Consider the following 26,996-nt stretch of genomic DNA (forward strand, 5'->3'; position numbering starts at 1 on the left):
CTCTGCCATGCGTACTACTACACACCATACTGCTCTGATTGCTGAGGCTTGCCGCCAACTGCAATCACTAGACCCTGCCCCCAACTTGGCAAAACTGGCAGCGTCCGCAGGGCTGAGCCCCTACCACTTTCACCGTGTTTTCAAAGCGGAAACCGGCTTAACCCCCAAAGCTTACGCCGCTGCTTGCCGAGCCCAACGGCTACGCTCTGCGCTGCAAGACCCCAAGCACACCGTGACCGACGCCATCTACGAAGCAGGCTTTAACTCCAACAGTCGTTTTTATGAGCAGTCACAACAACTGCTGGGCATGCCACCCAAAGACTACAAAACCGGGGGCTCCGGGTCTGATATTCGTTTTGCATTAGGACAGTGTTCGCTGGGTGCCATTGCTGTGGCACAAAGTCAGCATGGCGTCTGTGCCATTTTATTGGATGACGACCCACAAACTGTGCTTCAACAACTGCAAGACTTGTTTCCCAAGGCACAACTGATAGGCGATGACCCTGACTTCGATCTGTTGGTGGCTCACGTTGTGGGGGCTATAGAGCAACCCAACATAGGCATACACCTACCCTTAGATGTACAAGGCACAGCCTTCCAAGAACGCGTGTGGCAAGCTCTGCGCGAAATTCCGCCAGGCACTACGGTAAGCTACGCCGAACTGGCCACACGCATAGGCTCGCCCAAAGCGGTTCGAGCAGTTGCCAATGCCTGCGGCGCTAATAAATTAGCCTTTGCTATCCCCTGCCACCGCGTTGTTCGCAGCAATGGTGAGCTAGGCGGTTACCGATGGGGCTTGGCTCGCAAACAACAACTGTTGCAACGCGAGCAAAGCGCTTAGAAGTGGTGCGTCAAACCTACGGCCACACGGTTTGAACTTGGCTCGGCTGATGTCACTACATTTTCTGGATCGTAGCGTTTACCGTGTGCCGCAAAAGCATACAGGCTGGTACGTGGCGACAAGGGGTACACATAACCCAGCGACATAACCTGCATTTTTTTGGCTTTGCTGCCAGTGTCTTCCCATGTCCAGTTGGGTTTGCCTAGTGCCCACTGCATTTGCACTTCGCCGCCACCCAACTCTACCGCGGCGCCTAGATACCATGTGTCTAGCCTGCCACCGTTAATGAATTCCTCTGGCCCTAAGCCATCTAGCCCAATGTCTTCTAGACTTGCCGGAGCTTCTTCACCGTTGCGACCTACAAAGCCGTTTTGTTGACGACTCCATGCCGTAGCCAAGCGCACGCTGCCGAAGTCATAGCTCAACGCTAACTGCGTAGCTTGCGGTGCGCGGGCTTTATCGCTGTTATTCACGCTTACGCGTTGCAAGCGTTCGAAGCTGGCAGCAACTTGCCATGGCCCATTCTCATAGCGCCCGGCGACGCTGTACAGTTGCTTGCGGTTCTTTTCCCAGTCGCGCTCACCCACATCTCGATTGTGTGTCACCCCAAGTTGGAAGCCAGACCATTCAGGACTAACCCATGTCGCCGCGCTGGATACTTGATAGTTGTCCGAGGCACGCATCAACGCCCCCATCCCAAAATCTTTCCAACCCGCAATTTCCAACTCCGACACAAATTCTTGGCCCACGGTGTACTGGCGACCAAAGCGCAGCTCACCCCATTGCTCATTGCTTAACCCTAACCACGATTGGTAGTTAAACAAGCGATCAGGCTCCTCGGCCGAACCGGTTAGCAGATTCAGGCCTCCTTCTAATTTGAAGTTGGCATAGGTACCGCCACCCAAATCTTCTTGGCCACGCAGGCCCCACAGTGAATCTGTTTGACCACCCTCTTCTAACCCTGTGCGATGCCCTTGGCCTGAAATGCGCGTCCAGCTCATGCCTGTATCCAAAGTACCGTACAGTGATAGCTCGGTTTCGGCATGGCTAGCGGCGGAATGCAAGGCCAAACCGCCTGCTGCAAGCATCAGGGCACAACTACCTGCAAGGCGCAGCAAGCTATGACGCCAGTTTGCCAGCAATGCACGATTCTCTTGCTCGCGGCACTGCTGCGCCGGCATCTGCATTAATAAACTCAACAACGTCTGTTCTCCGGTAGCCACCACTACAGCTTGTGCTGTCCCAGCAATCACTTTATCGCCCATGGCACAGCTATCAGGCCATGCTTGCAACACCATGCGTTCTAGCACCAAGTTGTCTTGGTTAATTAATCGTACGTCTGCGGGCACCCAATCACCTGCCGCCAATAACACCATATCGCCAGGTACCAGCAAGCTAGCAGAGACTTTGCCTTGATAGCTGCCTTCGTGACCCGCCACTGGGTTTTGTCTACGCACAGTACAGCTTTGCTGTGACATCAGTTTTGCGTAAGCCGCTAAGTCTGGGGCGCTGCCTTTTTTCACCGCCACACGGTTTAGGCCCTGCTTCATTAGCCTGTTTAGCACGTCAGAGAAAGACAGCCCTTGATGTTGCGTATCCAACTTTTTCAGCACAGCCGCTAAAGACAAGTGTGCGTAGGTGGACAGCAGACAGTCGGCTCTACGCACAGTACGCAGTGGCGTAGCGGCGGAACCGTCGAAGAAAATGGGGGATTGGTATACATGTTGCATGGGTCTGTCCTGCAAGTGATGCGAAAATACGAGGCTATTTAATGACGTAGCCATCAAGTAGCACGAACTACCCGTATTTTCGCATCGCCCCACACCCACAGCCAGACTGCCTTGGCATAGGTCTGGCATCTAAAAGCATCACTTCACTATACGCAGGTATAGTGCCCAACCTACGGGATACAAACGATGCTTCTTTTACGACTTGTCATACTGAAAAACCACGGCCTAGCGGTGGTCATCACTATGAATTTGCAGGGCTTCTAAGAAGCGCGACACCATGTTGTAGGTGGCAATGGTCGCCGTAAGCTCTACCACTTCACGTTTGCTGAAATGCGAACGTATAGCCTCGAAGACTGCATCATCTACCTGAATATCACGTGTCATCGCATCGGTATACGCCAACACGGCGCGGGTACGATCGTCAAACAGTGTTGAGCTTTTCCACGTGTGTAATTCGTCGAGCTGCGCTTGGCTTACCCCCTCTTTGAGGGCGATAGGTGCGTGCTGATCCGCTTCGTAGGGTGCTTTATTGAGCACCGCTACTCGCATGATAATTAACTCGCGCAAATCGCCTGGCAAACTGCTATTCAAACGTATGCCTGTTAAATGATTCAACCAGCCCTTGGCAATGGGTGGGCTGTTTAACAGCATTTGATACAAGTGCAGTACGCTGCCGCGCTCGGCAACTATCTGTTCTACCAGCGGGCTTACCTCAGGATCTTGTAAATCGGCGTACTCAATACGAGCCATGCAATATTCCTCCGTGCATCAAGAAGCATGAACCGGCAGTACCTGATGAATGGTCTGCGTTAACAGTTCAACAATACGGCTGATATCTTCAGCGGTACAAATAAACGGTGGCGCCAACAAGATGTGATCACCTTGCACGCCATCAATCGTGCCACCACCGGGATACATTAACAAACCTAACGACTGCGCGACTGCCTTCATTTTGGCATGGGTTTTTAACGCAGGGTCTAAGGTAGCTTTACTTTGCTTGTCAGCCACCAACTCAATACCGGTGAACAAACCACGACCACGTATATCGCCCACGTTAGGGTGTGAACCCAAAGCAGTACGTAATTCACTATGCAATTGCTCACCACGTTCACGCACGTTTTGCAGCAAGTTATCGCGCTCAATGACTTTCTGTACGGCCAATGCCCCCGCACATGCCGTGGCATGGCTCATGTAGGTATGGCCGTGTTGAAAATACCCAGAGCCTGCCAAAATCGCTTGGTAAATTTTGTCGCTGGCAAGCATCGCACCAATAGGTTGATAACCAGCCCCCAAGCCTTTAGCAATGGTAATAATGTCCGGTGCTACGCCATCTTCGGCGCAGGCAAACAGGTGGCCTGTACGCCCCATACCGCACATGACCTCGTCAAAAATCAGCAGCACACCATGGCGATCACACACGTCGCGGATTTTCTTCAAGTAACCAGCCACCGGTGGCAATACCCCTGCCGTCGCCCCCACTACGGGCTCTGCCACAAAGGCGGCTACATTTTCTGGGCCCAGTTCCAAGATGGTGTTTTCTAGCTCGTCGGCCAAGCGCTGTGCGTACGCGTCTTCGCTTTCACCGGCCAACTGGTCACGGTACGCATAACAAGGCGACACATGGTAGGACTCGGTCAAGAGTGGCAAGAAAGGCGCTCTACGCCATGCATTACCACCTATGCCCAACGCCCCCAAGGTATTGCCGTGATAGCTTTGACGTCTAGCAATGAAAATGTGTTTAGAGGGCTGATTCGTATCTACAAAATACTGTCTAGCGAGTTTTAGCGCTGCTTCTACCGCTTCCGAGCCGCCAGATACAAAGTACACATGCTGTAAATCGCCAGGGGCGCGCTCAACGAGGAAATCGGCCAGTTCTTCTACGGCATCGTTGGTGAAGAACGCCGAGTGTGCGTATGGCAACACATCCAATTGGTTTTTGATAGCCGCCACCACATCAGGATGGCTGTGACCTAGGCACGATACCGCCGCCCCACCCGAAGCATCCAAATAACGTTTACCGTCAGCATCAATAAGATATATACCCTCACCGCGCACAGCACGTGGCAGCTGTGTTTTGGGGTTGCGATGAAATACGTGAGTCATAGCGGCTACCTTTAAATCCGTAATAGGAACAGCACCAATAAAAACAACATTTGTTGAATATGATAATTACAATACAACAAATAAATCAATTGCTGTGCATAATCCCATAAAAGCCTTTTTTCTGTGGCCTCTTTGCCGCAGGCCAGTTGAGATATACTTTGCTCATGACGCGCAAACACCTTGTTCCCCCTACGACTTTCGATGATTTGATAGAGCGCCTACAGGCCGAATTCTCTAGCCTGCCGCCGCAATTTCAAGTCGCTGTACGCTATTTGCTAGACCATCCGGCGGAAGTGCCTGTGGTCTCTATGCGTACGGTTGCCAGCCAAGCAGGCGTGCAACCGGCAACACTGGTGCGCTTGGCACAATCGTTGGGCTACAGCGGCTGGGCGGGGCTAAAAACCGTGTTTGTGCATTCGCTGCCACAAACGGTGGTAAAGGGTTATGCTGAACAGGCTCAACGCGTTGTGCGCAATAAACGCTCGCCCAACAAGCAGCAAAAAATGCTGGATGCACAAATGTTGAACATCCAAGCATTAGAAAACCTGAATACCGAAAAGCTGCCTGCTATTACCGATATGATTCACAAAGCCAAGCGCGTGTATGTGGCGGGTTTTAGGGCTTCCTACCCCCCTGCATTTGGCTTTCATTACCTGTACCGGTTATTTCGCCCATCCGTCTATATGCTGCGCAGCGATGCCGGCACATTGGAAATGGAATTGCGCAGTCTAGGGCCTAACGATGTCGTGCTGCTTATAGGTTTTGCACCGTATTCTCAAGAAATTGTGCGTGTGTATGAGGCGGCTAAAGCAGCAGGTAGCCAAATCGTTGCCATGTGCGACAGCCCTGTTGCCCCCATTGCCCTAGAGGCTAATGGTTTGCTGCTGTTTAACACCGAAACCTCCTCATTTTTTCCCTCTATTACCGCCGCTTCGGCATTGGTAGAGGTACTAGCCGAACAGCTACTCGCTCGCACCGGGATGCGCGCGGTAAGCGACATCGCTAAAGCGGAACAACAACTGCATCACACGGGTGCTTACTGGGCTAAGCACTGATATCGCCTTGTAGCACTGTTCTAGCCCTCCCTCACTTTTATTAGTAACCAGAATTATGCCTAGTCTTCACTACCTTCAGATCAGCGGGTCACACCATGATATTGGTGTGCAACTTGGAAAATTTGGTGCGCAGGCCGTACATCAACATCTGCTACACAGCGATGCATGGCTGCACCTGCGCAAATGGTTAGGCTCGCCTGAGCTGCGCTCTATGCAAGAGCAGGTGCAAACTCACTTCCCCACTATTTGGCAAGAAATTGAAGGCTTAGCCGAAGGCCTACAGTTGTCTGTGGAAGAAACCTTCATGTGGAACTGTAGGGGCGACCTATGGGCCATGGCACCCGATGGTTGCACTACGGTGTTGCAAGCCACTCCCCCTCAACGTCGTATCACGCATAACGAAGATGGCGACCCTGGCTTCTACGGCCACTGTGCTGTTGTTCATGCCTCACCCAATGACGACACCGCCTTTGTTTCCTTTGCCTACCCCGGCTCTATACCCGGCCATACCTTTGCAACCAATGCCCATCAGTTGGTGATGACAGTGAATAATATTCGCTCACTGGATGCAAAGCCTGGCATTCCTCGCATGGTGTTGTGTAGAGCGATACTTAGCCAACCCACCGTTGCACTCGCTATTCGGTTGTTGAAAACGCACCAACGCGCTGGCGCGTTTCACCTGAACCTATGCGATCCATATAGTGCGATTAAAAGTGTGGAGTTCAACCGCGCCGAGGTATCCGTAGAAACGATAGAGCACTTGGGATTTCACGCTAACCACGCTATTCATGCCACCCAACGGAACTATCCACAGATAATCACCGGTTCATCGGGTTACAGGCAACTACAGGGTGAAGAGCTGCTAGCTGAACCGCGTACCCATGCCGCGAGCACGGTTGATGCACTGGCCATTTTGGGTAACCGCAATCACGACACTTACCCTATCTACCGACGACAAGCCAACGATGGTGACAATGAAAACACCATGGCAACCGCCGATTTTGTGTTTGAAGGCCCCAACCTGAACTGGTCGGTATACGACGACCCTACTCTTGCCCCTGTGTTTTCGTTTACGGGGTTACAGCGCCGCTAAAACCTAGCGCAGACTGCTACTGCCCTACAAATAGAGCAGCCCTGAGGTATTGCCGCATCACCAGCACCTCAGGGCCCCCTTCTTCACAACAACACCACTTATTGTTTAGACGCTATGTTGGGCAAGGTGATTTGCCAGTTTCACCAGCATGGCATCACATGCGGCTAGCTGCTGCACATGAATGAACTCGTCTGGTTTGTGACCTTGGTCCATACTGCCTGGACCGCAGACCACGGTGGGGATTCCGGCTTGCTCAAACAACCCACCTTCGGTACCAAAAGCAATCGTACCAAAATCGTCCGACCCACTAATTAGGGCCAGTAATTGTGCTGCAGCACTGTCTGGCGGCGTGACCAAACCTGGGTACGCGCTTAACGGCTGCATCTCTATGCCGGTATCCGCTTGCACAGCTTGCATGGCCGGCACCAACTCAGTTTGTGCGTACTGCTGCAACTCATCGGCCACCGTTTGGGCATCAAAGTCGGGCAAAGCACGCACTTCAAAATCAAACTCGCACTCGGCAGGAACGATGTTTAAGGCCCTACCGCCTTTAATCACGCCAGTTTGAATGGTGGAGTACGGAGGATCAAAACGCGTATCGTGCAATTCTGGTTGCGCCTGACGCTTACCCATTTCACCTAAACGATTGATCAGTTGAGCAGCATATTCAATCGCGTTCACACCGTAAGGCGCGTAGGCGGAATGGCAGGCCGCACCTTTAATGCAGCAGCGCATCGCCAACTTACCTTTATGACCCAATACGGGTTTCATTTCGGTAGGTTCACCAATCAAACACAAACTGTACTTTAAAGGCCGTTTTGCCAGCTCAGCCAACATGGGGCGTACGCCCAAGCAGCCAATTTCCTCGTCGTAGGAAAACGCCAAATGTATGGGCGTTTTCAAGTCAGTTTGTACGAACATCGGTACAGCCGCCAACACCGAGGCAATAAAGCCCTTCATGTCGGCTGTGCCGCGCCCGTACAGTTTGCTGTCGTGCTCACTGAGCTGAAAGGGCTCTACTGTCCAGTTTTGACCATCTACTGGCACTACATCCGTGTGCCCAGACAGCACCACCCCACCCCTGTCTTTGGGGCCAATGGTGGCAAACAAACTGGCTTTAGTGCCTTCAGCGTTGTGAAACAGTTCACTTTCTACGCCATGACTCGCTAAGTAGTCGCGCACAAACGTGATGAGTTCCAAGTTGGAGTCACGACTGACGGTCGCAAAGCCAATCAGTCGCTCCAACACGTCCCGGCTAGAGAGATTACTCATCCCCAGGTACCCCGTAGCTAGGTGCTGCGGTAGGGTTCAAGGCGCGGGTTAGGTAGTCTTGCATTTGCGGTTTGTAGGCGTGCCACAGTGCTTCTAACTTGTCGATGGGAGCTTCATCCGCCCAATCTACGCGCAAGTCCACCATAGGCCAGCTTACGTCACCTGCAATTTTCATCGCGGCAGAATGCACAGGGCCAGCTTCACCACCAGCAGCCATCGCCGCTTGCATCGCAGCCAGCAGTCTATCTGCCAACATACCTGTGGTAGTTTCAAAGGCCGCCGTCATGGCTTCAATCACTGCCTTGCTGGACAGCAGGTTGCCTGCAGCAACACACTGCTGCCCTTCAACGGCGTGATAAATCCCCAATGCTTCACTACCACTGAACAAGGCCGTACGCCCTTGCGCATCCACTACCGTCACTTGTCGGTAGTCGTTCCAGTCATCCGTGGTTAGCGCCTGCTTCAACGCATCCGTTGCACTCAGATTATGCTGCTGCAATTGATCCAACACACGATGCCCCAACGCTGGCAACGTCACGTTCTGTGTAGCCACCACGCCCACACCAGCACGTACCCATGGGCATCGCGCACCCACAGCAATACTGGAAGAACTAATGGCCACACCCAACTGACCGGTTTCTGCACAACGTCCAATAATAGAGAAGGTCATGGTCTGACTCCTTACTTAGGCTTTGCTGGCTTCCCAACCTTCAGGGATTACAGCGATTACATCAATTTCCATCAACCACTGGGGCTGACCCAGTGCTACCACTACCAAACCCGTAGAAATGGGGTAAACGCCTTTCAGCCATTTGCCCACGGCTTGGTACACCGGCTCGCGGTAACGCGGGTCGATGATGTAGGTAGTGGTTTTCACAATGTGTGACAGATCGCTGCCGGCTTCTTCCAGCAGTTGCTTCACGTTTTTCATGGCTTGTTCTGCTTGTGCAGCAGGGTCGCCCAAACCCACCAAATTACCGTCAAAGTCCGTACCTACTTGGCCACGAACATAAACCGTGTTACCCGCACGTACGGCCTGACACAGATCGTTATCCAACGTCTGGTTAGGGTAAGTGTCTTTGGTATTGAACATACGAATACGAGTATGTGTAGGCATTGCGTTATTCCTCATCAATGGAATGCACTATTAGTAAACTTACTCAGCCGTTACAGCCTGAGCAGTTGGGTTTTCTTCGTGATAAGCACGGTAGGTTTGCTGGGTAGCAATGTGGCCAGCCACGTGTTTAGCGTCGTGCCATACACCCCAAATAAAGGATGAGCCACGACGGGACTGCCACGGCAAGCCCAAGAAATACACGCCGCGCTCTTCCGTAGACACACCACGCTGATGCAATGGTTTGCCTTTTTCATCAAAGGTATCCACTTCCAACCAGCTGTAGTCGGTCGCGTAGCCGGTAGCCCAGATAATGGAACGTACGCCCGCCTTGATCAGGTCCAGTTCCAACACGGGGTTCACCATGCACTCTGGGTCAGCCAACAACGCGCGCGCCTCTGGATCTTCAGGCAGATCCAAGCCATTGCGTGTGACGTACTCGTCAGCGGCATCCAACAAGGCCATCAAGTTGGCATCACCAGCGCGAATGTTGTCACCCAAATCGTTTTGGAAAGTGACTTTGCCCTCTTCAAAAGACTTAGTCAGACCTACTAACTTCATACCTTGGGCAGCCAGTTTGCGGAAGTCGATGGTGTAACCACCGTTCGCACCACTTACCGCGATGGTGACGTGTTCGCGACCGGGGGTAACTTTTTCTGCATCCCACAAACCCAACACACCTAACCACCAGCAGAAATCACGGTTACGGTAGCTACGGGGCGGACGGTCGTGCGGGCCTACTGACAGGTAGACATCACGGCCTGAACGCAGCAATTCTTCTGCAATCTGTACACCGGACGAGCCCGCACCGACCACCAGCACACCACCTTCAGGCAACTGCGCAGGATTCATGTAAGCGGCCGAGTGAATCTGATGCAAACGCTCGTCTTTAGGCGCAATAGCAGGGATCACAGGACACTGAAACGGGCCAGTTGCTACTACCAAATTCAAAGCATCAAACACACCTGCAGAGGTTTCCACGCGAAAGCCAGGGCGACCTTCGTTACGCACGGCTTTCTTCACTTCCACGCCAGTACGAATTGGTGCATCGATTTGTTTAGCGTAGGCTTCAAAGTAGTCGGCCACTTGGTCTTTGCTGGCAAATGCATCAGGGCTAATGCCTTGGAACGTCAAACCAGGAAAGCGATCGTGCCATGCGGGGCCGTTGGCTACCAACGAATCCCAGCGACCTGTGCGCCAACGCTCGGCGATACGGTCACGCTCTAGCACCACGTGCGCTACACCCAATTTGCTCAAATGCTCACTGGCCGCAACACCAGCTTGTCCGGCGCCAATCACCAGCGTATCAATGGATTCAATAGTCATTTTTCTGTTTCCTTCTGAACGGATATAGTCCGGCAGCGGTTTATCGCTGCTACAGCTGCCACCACACCTGCCCGGTATATGTTTGCGCTGCGTTAAATGTCAAAACTAGAGTTGTGTAGGCACTGCTCTATCAGTGCTTGCTGTCAGGCCAGAGCGAAGTCATGGCCCGACTAGCGAGGACAATTACGCTGTTTTGGTGCTCAGACCTGGCACAGCACTACGTTGGGTCAACGCGCTCACCACAAACACGGTGATAGAGTTCAGTACCAAGGCAATCAAACCAATATTGAGGGCGTACAGGTTGAATTCGCTGAAGTACATCGCAAATACCGCTGCAATACCTACCACTAAACCACTCAATACACCTGCTGCCGTTGCACGCTTGAAGAACACTACCGACAACAAACCTGGCAACATCTGACCAAAACCAGCGTAAGCGGTGTTCATCAGGTTCAACATCAAGCTTGGCAACACCACGGTCAAAATCATAGAGATGATCAGGTACACCAGAATCACGATCTGCGACAAACGTTTCTGTGACTGCAGTGGTACGTTGCTCACCAAGTTACGGGTAAAGATACCGCCTACGGACAACGAAATTACCGAGATCAAAATCAGACCAGACAGTGCTGCACCAGCGGCCACGAAACCTACCGCCCAGCTTGGCAATACATCAATCGCTGTGGCGATGAAGGCGTGGTTAGGGCTTGGCAGATTCGGGATCTTCACCATGGCGTAGTAGGCTGCTGCGATCAAGAACGGGAACATCAGCATGTACAGCGGCATAAAACGTTTGGCGCGTTTAATACCACCCGCAGACTTACTGGTGAACAAAATCGTGATCATGAATGGCAAGCAGTAGAACGCCATGGACTGGAACACAATGGTGGACATAGAGAACACCACTTCATCTTGGTTGGCGTAAGCAATAGACGCACCTTGGTCACGTGCTGCAATAAACAGTTCTTCCACACCACCCATTTTGTGGAACGCTGCCCAACCCACACCCACAATGGCGCCAAACAGCAAGATGTCTTTCAACACTGCAATCATGGCGGGCGCTTTCACACCAGAAATCGAGATGTAGATAAACGCAATCGCACCAGCAATAATCACTGCCACCACAGGCTCAATCTCGTAGCCCAAGGCATTCAACGCCACGATCAAACCTTGGAATTGCATTTGTGCCCAAGGGATCAGGAACATCAAGTAGCACACGGCCACTACCAACTCCAAGGTACGGCTTTTGAAATGGCTTTTAAACAAATCAGGCGCAGTCATCGCATCGTAGTGCTTACCGGCTTGCCAGATTTTGGGGGCCAAGAAATAACCTACGGGGTAAATCAACAGCAAGAACGCCATGAACCAAATACCGTAGTTCACACCTTTGGCATAAATACTGCCGGGCAAACCAATCACGGTCGCCACGCTGTAAATCTCACCCACCGCCAAGAAGAACAGGATGATCACGCCAAACGAACGGCCACCCACCAGAAAATCAGCCACGTCCCCTTTTTTGGCATTGCGGTTGACCATCAAGGCCAACAACAGCGAGAACAGGATGATAGAAATAAAAATAAAAGCTGCCATGAGTATTCCTTAGCGATCGTTATTATTCGTCTTGGTAGTCTTTTTTATCCAAGAACCATGCTGTGGAAATACAGATGGTGGTCAGGAAGAACCACAAGAACACCCAGAAATACAAAGGCGGAAAACCTAAGATGAACTCGGTACTAAAGCGAAAATGGTAGATGCCCAGCATGATGCTGGCATAGGGAATGATCAGCCCTATTAGTAGGCTCAAGAAACGTCTTGTCATGACCCCTCCTCGTGTGATGACTTGATGAGGTTGTGATGCTAGCGCAGGGATGCTTGAATCCTTAACTACTAAAAAGCTTGTCAAGCCATAAACTAAATATCGTTAGCCACGCTAAGCCGCGCCACGATTGGCCTTCAGGCAGATGTAAAAAACGTGATCTTTTAGGCTTCTAGGGAAAACCCCAGCACTGACAACCGCCCTCAACTGGGCGTTATGAGCCTGTAATTGCTGGTATTTAACGTAAAAAGCCCTCACGCATTGCTTTTCAGCCCCTACAATAGAGGCAAGTACACCGGTGCCCGGACAAGCACCACCAGCAGGAGGGCCGTATGGCTTTCTACACACTACGACAACTCAAATACTTCGTGACCACCGTGCAAGCCGGTAGCGTCGCAGGCGCATCGCGCCAACTGCATATTGCACAACCCTCTATTTCCAATGCCATCAAGAACTTGGAAGACAGTTTTGGGGTGCAGCTCTTTATTCGCCATCACGCCCAAGGCGTATCACTTACCTCTAGTGGCGAGCGCTTCTACAGCAAAGCCGAAGAGCTATTACGACTGTCATACGAATTTGAACAAAACGCGCTGGCCGACAACGATGTGGTCACCGGAAAAATAGACATTGGCTGTTTTGAAACCGTGGCACCGCTGTATCTGCCCATGCTCTTGGCGGAATTCAGAGAACGCCATCCAGGGCTAAATTTGCGGCTACGCGATGGCGACCAGCAAGACCTCGTGCAAGGGCTTACGGCTGGCTCCTTCGATTTGGTGTTCTTATACGAGCACGAACTAGACGGGACGATTGAAACAGAACCACTGATGCCGCCGCAAAAGCCGTATGTGCTGCTGCCTGAAAACCACCGTTTTGCACAACAAGAAAGCATTTCTATGTTTGATCTGTGTGCCGAACCCATGATCTTGCTGGATATACAACCTAGCCGTACGTTCTTTGTCAGCCTGTTTCACGACTTGGGCCTTACCCCCAATATTGTGTTTGGGTCACCTTCCATAGAAATGGTGCGCGGCATGGTGGCACAAGGCTTTGGCTTTTCGTTGCTGGTCACGCGCCCCGTGGTAGACCGCACCTACGATGGCAAACGTATTGTGTGTGTAGACATTAAAGAGCCTGTAGCCCGCTCTGGTTTGGTGTGCGCACGCTTAAAACGCACACAGATCACGAAGCCTGCACAGCTCTTCTTAGATTTCTGCCGCACACGCCTCTCGCAGCTAGATGCCGCAGGACGACTGCCACCACCTATAACGTAAGCACTATAAAAAACACCCCACCACACGAATCTATCGTGTGTATGGGGCGTCAATCATTGCGTTATCCACGTGTGTAACGCTGTTACCTTAGAAGTGCCACTCGGCCTGCAGCATAGGTGCGGTAGTTTTGATACCGGGTTTAAGGTTGCCATTGGCCATGTAGCGGTTACCAAACTTGTTATGCCAGTACTCGTAGCCTACACCTAGCCAGAAGGTGTTCTTGGTGTCGAACATCACCTTACCCACGTCCATCATCAGCGACGCCCGCACCAACACTTCGGATTTGGTACTAATACCTGCGTAATCACGACCCTTAGGGCTGTTGTAGTTCGCAAAGCCTTGGAATTTGAACGGCACGGCACCCACATCGAAAGGTAGGTTCCACGCTAGGCTAGCCATGAACTGCGGATCAAATGATCTATTGCTATCAGGACACGCTGGCGCCCCCAAACCGCAATGGTTCCATTCTTTACCGTACATCAAGCTCAAATCCAAGAACCCGCGTGGCACATCAAACTTTAAGGTAGGCCCCACCACCAGCAAACGCTTACGTGGAGCAAAGGCGGTATTTTTAGTGTTGAGGTCAAAACCAGCCGTTAAGGCCACATCTTTAATTGGCCCAAAGCTTAAGTCCGTATCAAACACTTTGCCCATGGACAATTGATGCCTGTAGGTAGCGTAGAACTCTGTGGCCCCATTGTTGCCGCTGCCATTCGAGGGATCCGCCTTACTGGACTGCAACATGTCTATGTTCAGAAAGTTTTGCCCGTAGGTATAGCCGCTTACGTGCGTGAAGCTAAGAATGTTTTTAGTCACATCCTTATCGTTCATGGGCTCGTGAAACTGTGTGCCGTAGCGGTAACTAATGAAGTTATCGCTCCACGTGATCGCCTCTGCTGATGTGCTAAACGCTGCCATCGCCAGAACCGATGATCCCAGTAGCGTCGTGCTTAATTTTTTCATTATTGTCTCCCCTTCGTTATAAACGTGCCTTGGATCTTTGTCCGTTCTAGACACGCCTTTGGTGTAAAAAAATTGTCGTGTTCACCTTCCTTTAATGACTACTCTCACTTTGACTGGGCATTAACCCGTAGACGGGGTACGCAGCAAAGCAAGAAGGCTGCCCACCGGACAGCCTTCTGTGTGTTTTCGTTTAGTGCTGGGATGCCAGCTGTTGAGTCGCAGGCGTATCCTGCTGAGTGACCAGTCTAGGTCCGGTTTCAGTCGTGGCTGCAACCGTAGCAGGTGCACTGCTTTCGTGTTTGCTACGCTCTGGGCGGGCAATGCCATTGAAAAACAGGTTTAAGGTAATAGCCGATACCGCCGCCAACAAAATACCACTGTGCAGCAAGGGGGCTAACACGCTAGGCATTTTGTCCAGCAAGTGCTCTGCCACCAGAGGAATCATGCCCATACCCAGGCTAATCGCCACAATATAAGGGTTGTAACGGTTGCTGTTCAGATCAGCAGACATCAAGATTTTGATACCGGTGGACGCCACCATACCAAACATCACAATCCCAGCGCCGCCCAACACGTAGTTAGGGATAGAAGCCACGATGAATGCCAGTTTGGGGAACAAGCCCAACGTGATCAGAAATACACCGCCCATCACACACACCCAACGGCTTCGTACACCGGTCACACTCACCAAACCCACGTTTTGCGAAAATGAGCTGTGCGGAAAGGTATTCATAATGCCGCCTATCAAAGTACCCAGACCGTCGGTAGACAGACCGCGTACCAAGTCTTCACGGCTAGGCGGACGACCACAGATGGAACCCAACGCTAGGAACATACCCAGCGACTCCACCATAATCACTACCATAATCAATGACAAAACCGCGGCGGCTCCCAACAGGCTCCAGCTCAATGTAGGCACACCAAAGGCAAACGGTTTAACAATAGCAACCCAGCTGGCATCGCCCAAACCGTCAAAGTTAATGCGGCCTTGCACCAATGCAATAAAAAAACCCGCCAGCAAGCCAATCAATACCGCAACGTTAGACAAGAAGCCTTTAGCAAACTTGGTAATACCCAAAATAATCAGCAACACCAATAGCGCGGTCCCCAAGTTTTGCATAGAGCCATACTCGGGATTAGCGATCATTTGGCCCGTCACTTGGTCTAGGATTTGAGGCTTACCGCCTCCTACCCACTCTAACCCCACGCGCATCAAGGTAATACCAATCACCGTAATGATGATGCCCGTGACCACAGGCGGGAATAACCCCATCATGCGACTGAAAATAGGGGCAATAAGCACGCTAAAAATACCGGCCAAAATTGTGGCCCCGAAAATCCCCGTCAACCCTAGATTGGGATCTAAACCAATGGCAATCATGGGGCTTACCGCCGCAAACGATACACCCATCATCACTGGAAGCTTGATACCAAACACGCCTACCCCACGTGCTTGAATAATCGTAATCAAACCACAGCACAGCAAGTCTGCATTAATCAACAAAGCAATCTGCTCTTTGGTCAGACCCAGCGCCGCACCAATAATCAATGGCACCGCTACCGCACCAGCGTACATAACCATCACGTGTTGAATGCCCAGCGTAGCCAGACTACCTAGCGGCAATCGTTCATCTACACCACCACAGTCAACAGGCTGATTTTTCTCTGTTTGAGCTGACATCTAGGGTCTCCTTTTTAATATATGTTTCGTACTCTCAACAAATCCAGGAATGGCCTATTGCAGTCAAACAGGTATAGAGAGTCGTTCAGGCTATGGGGCTTATTGTGTAGTCCCTTATAAGGTTGCGATGACCACAACCACAGCCTGCACATGCTGCGATGTCTAGCAGCACACGCATAAAGTTAAAGGAAGGGGGATATCACCGAAAGGTGGTACGGTTTGATAAGTGGAATATGCAAACGCTTATAGCCTGTGGGCGTTTTCTTGCGTTTGCTGATAAAGCCGATGAAATGGGGCTTAGCGTGGTGTGACCGTGATATATACACCACGTTTTTCTGCGTTTTTTAGCCCTTAGGGGTATTGCCCATCTAGTAGATGCAAAAAAACTGTGTTATTGCCTAGAACTCATGGCGGCGCCAGCCGAGGCTAAAATCACAGCGGCAATACCTAACCACTGTAAGCCTTGTAATTGCTCATGCAAAAAGAGCAGCCCAAATAGTGCCGCAAAGGCGGGTTCTAAACTCAGCATCATGCCAAACACACTAGCGGGCATACGCGTTAGGGCCATCACCTCTAAGGTGAAAGGAATCGCTGTAGACAGTACGCCCACGGCCAACGCCACTGGAATTAACGACGCATTTAACAATGCTGAGCCTGCCGTCCCTATACCGACAGGCAACACCACCAAGGTCGCAATTAAGGTACCCCATGCCGCCGTTGAAGTGCCATAGGCGGACCCCGCCTTTTTACCAAACACAATATAAAGCGCCCAACAGCCACCCGCCGCCAACGCAAACAACATACCAATAGGATCTAGGTCTACGCCGCTTACGCTGGGCAATAACAAAATCAACCCACAGGCTGCAATAATGACCCACGCAATATCCCGTACTCGTCTAGAGCCTGCTAATGCCACAATCAACGGCCCTAAAAACTCTAGCGAAACGGCAATGCCCAACGGAATAGTAGACAGCGAGGTGTAGAACAGCATGTTCATCATGCCTAAGGACACGCCATACGCCAGCAAAGCCTTAAACTGCCCTCTACCCGACACCGGTGTACGCCACGGCCGCAGTACCAGCATCATTAACATCGCGCCCACAGCCAGACGCAAGGTGGTCGTACCCAAGGCACCCACCATAGGAAACATGCTTTTCGCCAGCGTTGCCCCAAACTGCAGCGAAGCCATCGCCACCAACAACACACCAATCGCAAATAAAGGCACCGAAACAGGCGATGCAGTAGTGTTTTTCAACGCAAAAACCATCAAAGAAATCTAAATAATATTGTGCGTACGTGCACAACCCCGGTATCTGTACAAAACGGTAGCGCTACTGTTGCCGACTAAGGAGTGGTGCGCTTGGTCACCCGCCCTACCCGCAATACCCAGTATGCAATCAAGCCTATCACCACACCCCAAAATGCCGAACCTAGACCACCTAGCGACATGCCTGACGCCGTCACTAAAAAGGTAATCACCGAGGGTTCTATATAGCTTAGATCATCCGCCAACAGCCGTATGTTGGCCACAATCGCCCCTATTAACGCTAGGCCAGCCAACGCGGCTACCAACACCGCCGGAATCGCATTAAAGATCAGCACAATACTACCTGCCAAGGTGCCGCCAATTAAATAGATCACGCCATTGGCAATACCCGCCACATAGCGTTTTTCGGGGTCGGCATGGCTTTCTTTTCCCGTACATAACGCGGCAGTAATCGCGGCCAAGACCACCGTAATACCACCAAAAAATGCCACCACCATAGACGCCAAGCCGGTACCGGTTACCACCGCACGCGACGGCATGTTGTAGCCCGCCTAGCGCATGACCACCATACCGGGTAAAAACTGCCCCGTCAGGCTTACCACTACCAATGGTATGGTGAAACTGAAAAACACTTTCAGTGAAAACTCGGGCATAGTGAAAATGGGGGTACCCCATTGCAAACTTAAGGTATCTAACTGCGTATGGCCTTGCAGGTATGCCATAGCAAACCCCGTAATAGCTACCAAGATCACCGTATAGCTGGGCCACAATCGTTTGCTAACTAAGTACACGCCTAACATGGCAAACACCACCGATGGCAATTCCATGCTTGCCTGAAAAGCTTGCACCCCGAACTGGAACAAAATTCCTGCCATCATGGCCGCAGCAATCCCTTTGGGGATGTAGTGCACTATGCGCTCGAAGTAGCCGCTCACGCCAATCACAGCCGTGATCAAGGCCGCACTAAAGTAGGCCCCCACCACTTCTGCCATCGAAATCTCGGGAAACAGGTTAATCAGCAATGCCGTGCCGGGTGCTGTCCATGCCGTAATCACCGGCATACGCAACCACAAACTTAGAGCTAAACCGCTTACCCCAGCGCCAATGGAAATTGCCCAAATCCACGAGCTCAACATTTCTTGCGAGAAGCCACCGACCTTTGCCGCCTGTATAAAAATAACCAGCGGCCCGCAATAGGAAATCAGCACAGCCAAAAAGCCGGCTACCCATGCCGACAACGACCAATTCTTCATGTAACGTCTCTCTCTTTTACTCTCCGCCGTCAGTACTGTACACCCATCTTTTAGGCTTAGCGAAAACACGACATTTTGCGGATTTCTTTTGCGTCTTTCATGCATCCGGATATAGACTACTTAGTCTAATTTCAATAATCCCTTTTTAGGGGCCTACTGAGCCCCTGCAGTCCGTACCCCCTCGCGGTATGTTTCCAGGCTGCCCATCTTTTCATCGTTTATGTCACCAACCTGGCTAACCAGCTAGGTTGAAACCAACCATTTACGCCATCACACAACTCGGTGATCGCTGCTGTTGAAAATTCCGTCTTACCCTTTCGGAGCGTTATTGTGTTACGTCGCTTTGAGGGTCTAGTTGACCCTTTTCCCCCAATGGAAAGTGCCGTCCCCCCCAAGGGATTACTTCCGTTTCTTTGGTATTGCACGCAGGGTTCGCGCAAATACCTCGCCTTATTGGCCATCTTCAGCGCCAGCGTTTCCATTTTTGAAGCGTGGCTGTTTGCCTTCTTAGGCCAAGTTGTAGATTTACTGTCGGTATGGCAAGCCGGCGAGCCCCTATCTGGCAGCGAACAAACCGTGCTATGGAGCATAGGTGGCGTGCTGGCGGGCAGCGTGGTGCTGGTTGCGCTACATACCTTCGTGCAGCATCAAACCTTGGCCATTAACTTCCCGCTGCGATTGCGTTGGAACTTCCACCGCCTGATGCTGCGCCAAAGCATGTCCTTTTTCTCGGACGAGTTTGCGGGCCGCGTCACGACTAAAGTGATGCAAACAGCGTTAGCCGTACGAGAGGTGCTATTCACCTTCATCGAGATCGTGCTGGGCATAGGGGTGTACTTTTTAACCATTCTGGCCTTGGCGGCAGGCTTTGATATACGCCTGATCATTCCCTTTGTGGTTTGGATCATCGCCTTCTGCTTAACCATGTGGTATTTCGTGCCGCGTTTGGGTGATGTAGGTGCTGAACAAGCCCATGCCAGATCCTCCATGACGGGCCGTATTACCGATGCCTACTCCAACATCACGACAGTCAAACTGTTTTCGCATACCAAGCGTGAAGCCCTATTTGCGCGTGCTGCAATGGAAGACTTTCAAGAGACCGGCTACAGGCAGATGCGCCTGATCAGTGGTTTTGAGATCGTTAACCAAATACTGGTTGCAGCCTTAATTGCCAGCGCCGGTGGCTATGCCTTGCTACTCTGGCATACCGGTGAAATCGGTACGGGTGCTGTGGCAGCAGTAACAGCGATGGCCGTGCGTGTAAACGGCATGTCGCACTGGATTATGTGGCAAATGGCGTCCATGTTTGAAAACATTGGTACGGTGCAAGATGGTCTGGGCACACTTACCCGTGCGGCTTCTGTACAAGACGCCCCCAAGGCAACATCGTTAGACGTTACGCGTGGTGAAGTAGCCTTTGATCAGGTGAGCTTCAACTACAACGGCGAGCGCCAAGTGCTAGACAACCTGTCGCTAAACATTAAACCCGGTGAAAAAATCGGCTTAGTGGGGCGGTCCGGTGCTGGTAAATCAACGCTGATTAATCTGTTGCTGCGCTTTTACGATGTGGACAGTGGTCAGATCCGTATTGATAACCAAAATATCGCTACCGTTACACAAGACAGTTTGCGCAGCGCCATCGGTATGGTGACGCAAGACACCTCGTTGTTGCACCGCTCTATACGCGACAACATTGCCTACGGTCACCCTGACGCTACAGACGAAGACGTACGCGCGGCCGCCATTCGCGCCCAAGCAGACGAATTCATCCAGCAGCTTAGCGACCAAAACGGTAAAACAGGCTACGACACCATGGTAGGTGAACGCGGTGTAAAACTGTCTGGTGGACAACGCCAGCGTATTGCGATTGCCCGCGTCATGCTGAAAAATGCCCCCATCCTATTACTGGACGAGGCTACCAGCGCGCTGGACTCGGAAGTGGAAATTGCCATTCAAGACAGCTTGAACGAAGTCATGGCAGGTAAAACGGTAATCGCTATTGCTCACCGTTTATCTACTATTGCAGCTATGGATAGACTGATCGTGATGGACCAAGGTCACATCATCGAAGAAGGCAGCCATGCCGAACTGCTGAAACTAAACGGTGTCTATGCCCGCCTGTGGCACCACCAAAGCGGCGGTTTCTTAGCGCAAGACGAATAAATAGTGGTGCTAAAAAGGCCCCAGCAATGGGGCCTTTTTTCTGGCTGTACATATAGAGCACGATAATCACCACCGTATAATCAATGCTTCTTTTACGTATGTAATAACTGCCGCTGATGTCGTACAACGCCATTCTTAAAGACTACTTCCACCAACTAAGCGACGGCGACTACAGCCAGACCGCCTTGCTGTCCCCTATTGCAGTACAAGAGTACAGCGACGAATTCTCGTTTCATCCAGCGGTGCGGCAATTAGGTGGGTACGTAGTAGACGACCTAGACACCAGCAACCATCACCTATCGATTACCACTGGCCCATTGGCGAGCAGCGTGTATTACTTGTCGCACGACGATGATTCTCGCGTGGTGTTTGCCTCCGCCAGTGACTTTTTGGCTGCGGTATTAGAAGCGCACGAAACAGAGCAAGAGATTTGCGAACTGCACCCCGCTCTTAGTCCTTTGGCAAACGACCAGCGTGCGCTAAGTGGGCTGATCACTGAGTTACTGGATTCAGGCGATGACGAAGCAGAAGACCTACTGCCCTCGCTATTACCGTCTATAGACTTAAACGACCTTGCTTTGCTGCAACGCCTCGCCACCAGTGATAACTTTTACCTAGGTGAAGCGCTGGCAAACGAGATCATCAAACGCCCTGCTGCCCACCTACTATCCATTGCTCAACTGTGCGCCGCGCATACACACAATCAAGTTTCTGGTGTGGGGGCTAAAGCGGTGCGTAGCATTCAAGCCTTGCGCTAAGCACTGCCAACATGCTGGTTGTCTAGAGCAAGACGAATAAGTAGCGTCATGGAATAGTCCCTTCACTCTTGACGGTAATGGAAATCAACATTACTTTATAGATACACTCTACAGGAGGACAGCATGACAACGTTAACCGTGACAGCAAAAGGCCAGATCACCCTAAAACGGGATTTGCTACAGCACATTGGTATTCAACAAGGCCAGAAAGTTGAAGTAGTAAAGCTGCCTGATGGTGAGTTGCGCATTAAGGCCAAACAGCAAATACAGCCCATCAGTAACGTTTTTGGCCTACTCAAAGATAAGACCTCCGGCAAGGTAGTCAGCCTAGAAGATATGAATCAGGCAGTAGCCGCAGGCTGGGCAGGTGAAAAGTAATGGAAATCATTGCAGACACCAACGTGTTGGTTCGTGCAATCGTTGCTGACGATCCTAAACAAGCGGCAGTTGCTCAAAAGGCATTGCTTGATGCAAGCCTAGTCGCTGTATCCCCTATTGCTCTGTGTGAACTATATTGGGTATTGAGCAGAGCGTATAAGGTACCTGACGCAGACATTGAAACTGCGATTCGAGGGTTGGTTAGTGCAGCTAACGTATGCACAGATGCCTTGGCAGTGGATGCAGGCTTGATGTTCATGAATAGCGGAGGTGATTTTGCTGATGGCGTTTTATGGCATCTAGGGACGACCCTAGGTGGCAAAACCTTTGTTTCTTTCGACAAAAAAGCAGCCAACATTCTGAAAACACACAAAGCCAGCGTCAAACTTATAGCGTGACGTAGAGGCACTGCGACAGGCCTAACAAAAAATGGCCTCCCAATGCTCGTTAGGCTTGTAACCTAGCTTGGTCGATACCGTGGTGTAGCCGCCTTGGTACACCGAATTGGTATACAGGTTGCTTTGGGATTGCACACCCGCCCCTACCGACCACCCACGCAAACCACCTCCAAAATCGTCTGCACCAAATTTGTATTGGCTCCATACGTGGAACAAATGTTTGGGGATTAAGTTGGAATTAAAACGCTGGCCTTTGACGTCGTTATCGCTGTCTTCACGTACGCGTACATCGGTGTAGGTATAACCTGCCCCTAGATCCCATCCCACAATGGGGCTGCCCACTACCTCGAATTCCCACCCTTGGCTTTGTACTAAGCCCGACGCGCGGTAGCACGTTCCGGTTGCCGAGTTACCGCAACCCACATGATCTGTATCCACGACGGCTCGGTTGGTATCACGTAGTCGGTACACCGCCAACGAGGTATTCAAACGGCCATCCAGAAACTCGCCTTTAATACCGGCTTCCATCTGCCAGCCTTTACGTGGCTCCAACGTTTTACCGCTGTAATCACTGTCTGACTGAGGCACAAAGGTTTCGGCATAGCTACCGTACACCGAGATCTGCTCATTAACGTCAAACACCAACCCAGCAAAAGGCGTGAACTTGCCGTCTGCTTTGGCATCGCTTTTCTGCCATGGCGAACGGGCGGGTTTTAGGTCTCTGCTTTTAAGATCGTAGTTGCTCCAACGACCACCCAAGACGGCTGTCAGGTTGTCCGTTAACGATAAACGGGTAGACGCGTACAAGCCCGACTGCGTGGTGATGTCTTGGCTCTTATTCAATAAGGGCTGGTCTAACGCCGAACCATAGTTGAAATTATTGTAGGCATCCCAATCAGGGAAAGCTCCAAATCTAGAACTGCTGGTGGTGTCGTAGCGCGCCCAGTTATACCCCACAGTCACCGAATGCTCACGGCCTAACAACGTAAACGGTCCGCTGACATTGGCATCCATTTGATCCCACGTAAAGGTGTTATGAATACGCCCTGCCCACCCACTGGTGAGCCCTGTTTCCACTGAAACGGGCGTTAATGCCATCGCGCTATAACCCTTGTAGTTGTTTTCTTTGTGGCTGTAATTTGCTTTAAATTCCCAACCATCGCCAAAGCGGTGCTTGATGTCTGCACCCAGCTCAAAGGTTTCATGACCGGAAAGCTTGGTCGTGCCCAAAAAAGTATCGTAGCTGGGTAAGCTGCCATCGTCATACAACGGCAAACCATTAAACACGCGGAAGTTCATCTTGCTATATAAGCCAGTAATGCCCAGCGTCGTGTTCTCGCCCAGATCGTACTCCAGTACCCCGTACAACAACTGTGGGTTGTTTTTACCGTATGAGTAAAACTGGTTTTTATCTTGATAAACACCCACCAACCTACCGCGTAACTTGTCATCCTCGGTTAATGGCCCTGCAATGTCCGCTTCCACTCGGTAGTTGTCCCAGGACCCTACCCCGACGGCCCCTTCAAACCTAAACTCATCCGTAGGACGTTTGCGCACTAAGTTAATAACACCGCCCGGCTCTCCCGAACCTGACAGTAAGCCCGATGGCCCACGCAACACCTCAAGCCGATCATAGATAGCCAAATCGTGATGCGGTACGCCGGGGCCTAATGCCCCTTGCTGCGTAGGCACACCGTCGTATTGAATGTTGGTGTTAAAGCCTCGGCTGGTGAATAGCTCGGTATCCGAATAGCTACTACTACGTATACCCGTGGTGTAGTTCAACGCATCGGCTACTCGGGTAAAACCCTGGTCATCCATTTGCGTTCTGGTCATGACCGACACCGATTGCGGAATCTCACGCAACGACTGCGCCGATTTACCAATGGTGACATCACGCGCCGCGTACGAGCCTGAGTCCTCCGTAGTCGCCAGAGAACGCCCCGTTACCGTGATAGGACCTAGCTGCGCGGCGCTATCGGCTGGTCGCCATAAGTTAATGGTGTTGCCATCACGCGAATACTCTATACCTGTGCCAGCCAACAAACGGCGTAAGGCCTCTTCGGGCGACATACGACCTGTAATAGGTTGCACAGAATACCCTCGCACCAAGTCCGAGGTATAAATGAACTGCAACGAGGTTTGCTGCCCTAATTGCAACAGCGCATCACTTAACGAATGCTGCTGAATAGATATGGGAACAGCCGTAGATTGCGCATACAGCAATGGCGATGCGCCCAACAAGGCCAAAGACACAGCAACGGTTACGCAGCGTAAGCGTGCAGAATGCACCGCTGTTGAACGGTGGTGGTTACTGTGCGCGTGGGCAGCAGTAGTGGTATTCCTATCAATCACGAGAATTGTTCTTGGTACACATGCCTAGCGTATGAACGCCCTATCCCTTTGGCCAAAGGATCCTGATGAGGCCCTCTTCACAATGTGAAGCCCCCTTATTCAGTAAGACGGACGAGTCTAGGAAAACCCTCAATCAAATCGTAAAAAAAGTTGTAACAACAACGATTCTTATTATTTATTAGGAATACTCTGCGACATCACGCTGCACTTAGCGCAGCAACGACACACTCACGCTACCATCTGGACGCTGTACCACCACTACAGGCAAATGTGTTTGCAAGGCTTGCAAGAAGCCTTCTGCATCTTGAATCGTAAATACCCCAGCCATACGCAATGCCCTCAGCCTGCTGTCAGTTAACCGAATGGGGTGCTGTAGGTAGCGATTCATCTCGCGCACGACTTCATCTAAAGGCTGGTCATTAAATACCACCTTGCCCTGACGCCAGGCTGTCATCATGGCCACATCGGCGCGTGTCACGTTAATGGGTTTGCCCTCGGACGCACTGGCCACCATGTTGGCACCCAGCATCGCCCTGTCGCGACTCCACCATTGCCCTGCAGACACCTCTACCGAACCAGACTGCACCGCCACCGTCACTACACTAGGATCACGACGTACCGTAAAAACCGTACCCGTTACCCTAACGTTGACGGCATCTGCCTCGACAATAAAAGGCTGCCCCTGATTAGACACCACCTCAAACGCCGCCTCGCCACGCAGTAGTTCTACAACGCGACGACTCTCGTAATAACGTACTGTGATTTCACTGTGTACGTTCATAGCTACAACCGAACCGTCAGGCAACACCACATCCCGCTGTTCCCCTTGGGTAGTGGCGTAGTGCAAGACAGAAGTTGCCGTTTCTAACTTGTGCCCATACAACGCTACACCGCCCACCACCGCTGCACTACAGGCCACACCCGCCCCCACTATCCATCGTCGTCGGGTTGGGTTAGGTATAGACACCTCGGTATCTGACGCTTCTAGCAGTTCACGCAAGTCGTCTTCCGGCAGCAGGCTAGTTGCCTGCCAAATCTGATCCAACGCTCTATATTCTTGCTCGTGGCGCGGATGCTCACTACGCCACGCTATAGAGCGCTCACGCTCGGCCGCCGTCAAATTACCGGAATGCACACGGGCAAACCAATAAGCGGCAGCATCTGGAATAGTATCTGGAAGATTCGTGTTTTCTGTATGCATAACAAGCAAGAAGCCGATGGAACGCCATCAGTAGAACTATCACCCCTTCATTAAGTAAGACGTACAAGAAGAGCAAAACCCTGACTTAATGTGGCGCATGATTTTGTAACTCTTTCCTAAGGTGCCGGCTAACTCTAATCATGTATTTTTCAACCATGCTGACTGAAATACCCAGCTTTGTTGCAATTTCTTCTTGGGTATAACCTTCTAAACGGTGCAATAAAAACACCTGCCTGCACTTTAACGGCAATGCTCCTAAGGCCACTTTCAATGCAGCTAATAACTCGGTTGTTCTAGCCTGTGCATCGGGATCGGTCAGTAATGGGTGCTCAGCTTCATCTAGCTCATGTAACGGCACCACATCCAACACAGTGGCACGTCGGTAGCCGTCCACCAACCGATTATGCACACTGCGATGCAAATACGCGCGTGTATTCACTAAGGTACCGGCTTCATTCTCTAAAGTACGCAACATCACATCTTGTGTGGCGTCCTCGGCATCCTGCTTGTTTCCTGCCCATTTTGTTCACACGGCCACCAGCTCACCATAGTGAGCAAGCCGACCTTTTTTAGGCGTGAAGGAGCGTGACATAGTAAACGACTGCTAAACGGACAAAGGCGATATATTAACAATCATTCTCATTCCTGTTTTCAAGTAAAGTAAATTTACAACAGTGAGCAACACCCCTCATCAAGCCATCGGCGTTCTATCCCTACAACACCAACCCGCATTTAGCGCCCTATTTCTGCCCTTCTAGCAAACAGCCACAATCCGAACAAATCCCCAGCGAAATGGCCCGCATTGTCGCCTAACGACAAACGTAAACCTTCGTCAAGGTAGATAGCGTTTAGGAAATGTCTTAGATTTCAAGCTCTCTTTTTTTTAGATCATAGGGCCACGACACAACTTCGAGCAGCTCATCCAAGCCATACGGCAATAAGGCAATACGCCCATCTG

At 51.4% G+C, this 26,996-nt stretch carries 22 protein-coding genes and 2 pseudogenes; 8 read left to right on the forward strand and 16 right to left on the reverse strand.

Translation table 11 applies throughout. From position 1 onward, the window contains the following. Nucleotides 1-7 precede the first annotated feature (7 nt). A complete protein-coding gene (locus tag GY634_RS04860; RefSeq protein ID WP_166407446.1) occupies nucleotides 8-841 on the forward strand; it encodes a methylated-DNA--[protein]-cysteine S-methyltransferase in 834 nt (277 codons plus the stop codon). On the opposite strand, the gene GY634_RS04865 is transcribed toward GY634_RS04860, so the two are convergent. The 3 genes from GY634_RS04865 to GY634_RS04875 all read right to left on the reverse strand — a co-directional run bounded on the left by GY634_RS04865 (nucleotide 838) and on the right by GY634_RS04875 (nucleotide 4,674). Beyond that, nucleotides 838-2,571 (reverse strand): porin, encoded by a 1,734-nt coding sequence (locus GY634_RS04865; protein ID WP_166407447.1) that lies wholly within the window; start codon nucleotides 2,569-2,571, stop codon nucleotides 838-840. The two genes, GY634_RS04860 and GY634_RS04865, sit on opposite strands and share 4 nt — an antisense overlap. 225 nt (nucleotides 2,572-2,796) lie before the next feature. Continuing rightward, nucleotides 2,797-3,321, reverse strand: coding sequence for a carboxymuconolactone decarboxylase family protein (locus GY634_RS04870; protein WP_166407448.1), 525 nt, complete (start codon nucleotides 3,319-3,321; stop codon nucleotides 2,797-2,799). 18 nt (nucleotides 3,322-3,339) lie between these two features. Continuing rightward, entirely contained in the window at nucleotides 3,340-4,674 is a 1,335-nt protein-coding gene (locus tag GY634_RS04875; protein WP_166407449.1) for an aspartate aminotransferase family protein, read from the reverse strand. 164 nt (nucleotides 4,675-4,838) lie between these two features. On the opposite strand from GY634_RS04875, the gene GY634_RS04880 reads away from it, so the two are divergent. Together GY634_RS04880 and GY634_RS04885 are read left to right on the forward strand one after the other, a co-directional pair. After that, nucleotides 4,839-5,729 carry a MurR/RpiR family transcriptional regulator gene (locus GY634_RS04880; RefSeq protein WP_166407450.1) on the forward strand — a complete coding sequence of 297 codons (891 nt, stop codon included), beginning with the start codon at nucleotides 4,839-4,841 and terminating at the stop codon, nucleotides 5,727-5,729. Between the two features lie 55 nt (nucleotides 5,730-5,784). Next, nucleotides 5,785-6,822, forward strand: coding sequence for a C45 family autoproteolytic acyltransferase/hydrolase (locus tag GY634_RS04885; protein WP_278249007.1), 1,038 nt, complete (start codon nucleotides 5,785-5,787; stop codon nucleotides 6,820-6,822). A gap of 105 nt (nucleotides 6,823-6,927) precedes the next feature. Here GY634_RS04885 and argE read toward each other — a convergent pair whose 3' ends face one another. The 6 genes from argE to GY634_RS04915 all read right to left on the reverse strand — a co-directional run bounded on the left by argE (nucleotide 6,928) and on the right by GY634_RS04915 (nucleotide 12,353). Next, nucleotides 6,928-8,094: an acetylornithine deacetylase gene (gene argE / locus GY634_RS04890; RefSeq protein WP_166407452.1), complete on the reverse strand. Its 1,167-nt coding sequence runs from the start codon at nucleotides 8,092-8,094 to the stop codon at nucleotides 6,928-6,930. Next, a complete protein-coding gene (locus GY634_RS04895; protein WP_166407453.1) occupies nucleotides 8,087-8,764 on the reverse strand; it encodes a DUF1028 domain-containing protein in 678 nt (225 codons plus the stop codon). The genes argE and GY634_RS04895 overlap by 8 nt, the downstream gene beginning before the upstream one ends. Nucleotides 8,765-8,779: 15 nt before the next feature. Beyond that, nucleotides 8,780-9,211: a RidA family protein gene (locus tag GY634_RS04900; RefSeq protein WP_166407454.1), complete on the reverse strand. Its 432-nt coding sequence runs from the start codon at nucleotides 9,209-9,211 to the stop codon at nucleotides 8,780-8,782. 39 nt (nucleotides 9,212-9,250) lie between these two features. Continuing rightward, entirely contained in the window at nucleotides 9,251-10,534 is a 1,284-nt protein-coding gene (locus GY634_RS04905; RefSeq protein WP_166407455.1) for a flavin-containing monooxygenase, read from the reverse strand. A gap of 183 nt (nucleotides 10,535-10,717) precedes the next feature. Further along, nucleotides 10,718-12,124 (reverse strand): sodium:solute symporter family protein, encoded by a 1,407-nt coding sequence (locus GY634_RS04910; protein ID WP_166407456.1) that lies wholly within the window; start codon nucleotides 12,122-12,124, stop codon nucleotides 10,718-10,720. A gap of 22 nt (nucleotides 12,125-12,146) precedes the next feature. Next, entirely contained in the window at nucleotides 12,147-12,353 is a 207-nt protein-coding gene (locus GY634_RS04915; protein WP_166407457.1) for a DUF3311 domain-containing protein, read from the reverse strand. 329 nt (nucleotides 12,354-12,682) lie between these two features. Between GY634_RS04915 and GY634_RS04920 the strand changes: the two genes are divergently transcribed. Further along, entirely contained in the window at nucleotides 12,683-13,621 is a 939-nt protein-coding gene (locus GY634_RS04920; RefSeq protein WP_166407458.1) for a LysR substrate-binding domain-containing protein, read from the forward strand. Between the two features lie 87 nt (nucleotides 13,622-13,708). Here the strand turns inward: GY634_RS04920 and GY634_RS04925 are convergent, their stop codons facing one another. From GY634_RS04925 to GY634_RS04940, 4 genes and pseudogenes are all read right to left on the reverse strand, one after another. Further along, complete coding sequence (locus GY634_RS04925) at nucleotides 13,709-14,584, reverse strand: hypothetical protein (protein WP_166407459.1); 876 nt, start codon at nucleotides 14,582-14,584, stop codon at nucleotides 13,709-13,711. Nucleotides 14,585-14,774: 190 nt separating this feature from the next. Next, the gene (locus GY634_RS04930; protein ID WP_207625503.1) at nucleotides 14,775-16,265 is read right to left on the reverse strand and encodes a nucleobase:cation symporter-2 family protein; all 1,491 of its coding nucleotides are present in this window, start codon (nucleotides 16,263-16,265) and stop codon (nucleotides 14,775-14,777) included. A gap of 391 nt (nucleotides 16,266-16,656) precedes the next feature. Continuing rightward, nucleotides 16,657-17,454 (reverse strand): EamA family transporter, encoded by a 798-nt coding sequence (locus GY634_RS04935; RefSeq protein ID WP_207625512.1) that lies wholly within the window; start codon nucleotides 17,452-17,454, stop codon nucleotides 16,657-16,659. A gap of 155 nt (nucleotides 17,455-17,609) precedes the next feature. Next, a pseudogene (locus GY634_RS04940) lies at nucleotides 17,610-18,785 on the reverse strand (benzoate/H(+) symporter BenE family transporter). A gap of 330 nt (nucleotides 18,786-19,115) precedes the next feature. On the opposite strand from GY634_RS04940, the gene GY634_RS04945 reads away from it, so the two are divergent. The 4 genes from GY634_RS04945 to GY634_RS04960 all read left to right on the forward strand — a co-directional run bounded on the left by GY634_RS04945 (nucleotide 19,116) and on the right by GY634_RS04960 (nucleotide 22,482). Then, nucleotides 19,116-20,948: an ABC transporter ATP-binding protein gene (locus GY634_RS04945; RefSeq protein WP_166407461.1), complete on the forward strand. Its 1,833-nt coding sequence runs from the start codon at nucleotides 19,116-19,118 to the stop codon at nucleotides 20,946-20,948. 116 nt (nucleotides 20,949-21,064) lie between these two features. Further along, nucleotides 21,065-21,706, forward strand: a complete 642-nt coding sequence (locus GY634_RS04950) for a hypothetical protein (RefSeq protein WP_166407462.1) — start codon at nucleotides 21,065-21,067, stop codon at nucleotides 21,704-21,706. A gap of 123 nt (nucleotides 21,707-21,829) precedes the next feature. Then, nucleotides 21,830-22,084, forward strand: a complete 255-nt coding sequence (locus GY634_RS04955; RefSeq protein ID WP_166407463.1) for an AbrB/MazE/SpoVT family DNA-binding domain-containing protein — start codon at nucleotides 21,830-21,832, stop codon at nucleotides 22,082-22,084. Beyond that, entirely contained in the window at nucleotides 22,084-22,482 is a 399-nt protein-coding gene (locus GY634_RS04960; RefSeq protein WP_166407464.1) for a type II toxin-antitoxin system VapC family toxin, read from the forward strand. Before GY634_RS04955 ends, GY634_RS04960 begins: the two co-directional genes overlap by 1 nt. 21 nt (nucleotides 22,483-22,503) lie before the next feature. Here the strand turns inward: GY634_RS04960 and GY634_RS04965 are convergent, their stop codons facing one another. The 3 genes and pseudogenes from GY634_RS04965 to GY634_RS04975 all read right to left on the reverse strand — a co-directional run. Continuing rightward, nucleotides 22,504-24,837, reverse strand: coding sequence for a TonB-dependent siderophore receptor (locus GY634_RS04965; protein ID WP_166407465.1), 2,334 nt, complete (start codon nucleotides 24,835-24,837; stop codon nucleotides 22,504-22,506). Between the two features lie 208 nt (nucleotides 24,838-25,045). Continuing rightward, the gene (locus GY634_RS04970) at nucleotides 25,046-26,038 is read right to left on the reverse strand and encodes a FecR family protein (RefSeq protein WP_166407466.1); all 993 of its coding nucleotides are present in this window, start codon (nucleotides 26,036-26,038) and stop codon (nucleotides 25,046-25,048) included. 85 nt (nucleotides 26,039-26,123) lie between these two features. Continuing rightward, nucleotides 26,124-26,549: pseudogene (locus GY634_RS04975) on the reverse strand (RNA polymerase sigma factor); the annotation flags it as partial. Between the last annotated feature and the right edge of the window lie 447 nt (nucleotides 26,550-26,996).

Origin of the sequence: Paenalcaligenes suwonensis (genome assembly GCF_011290505.1) — a bacterium.
GTDB classification, from domain to species: Bacteria; Pseudomonadota; Gammaproteobacteria; order Burkholderiales; family Burkholderiaceae_B; genus Paenalcaligenes; species Paenalcaligenes suwonensis.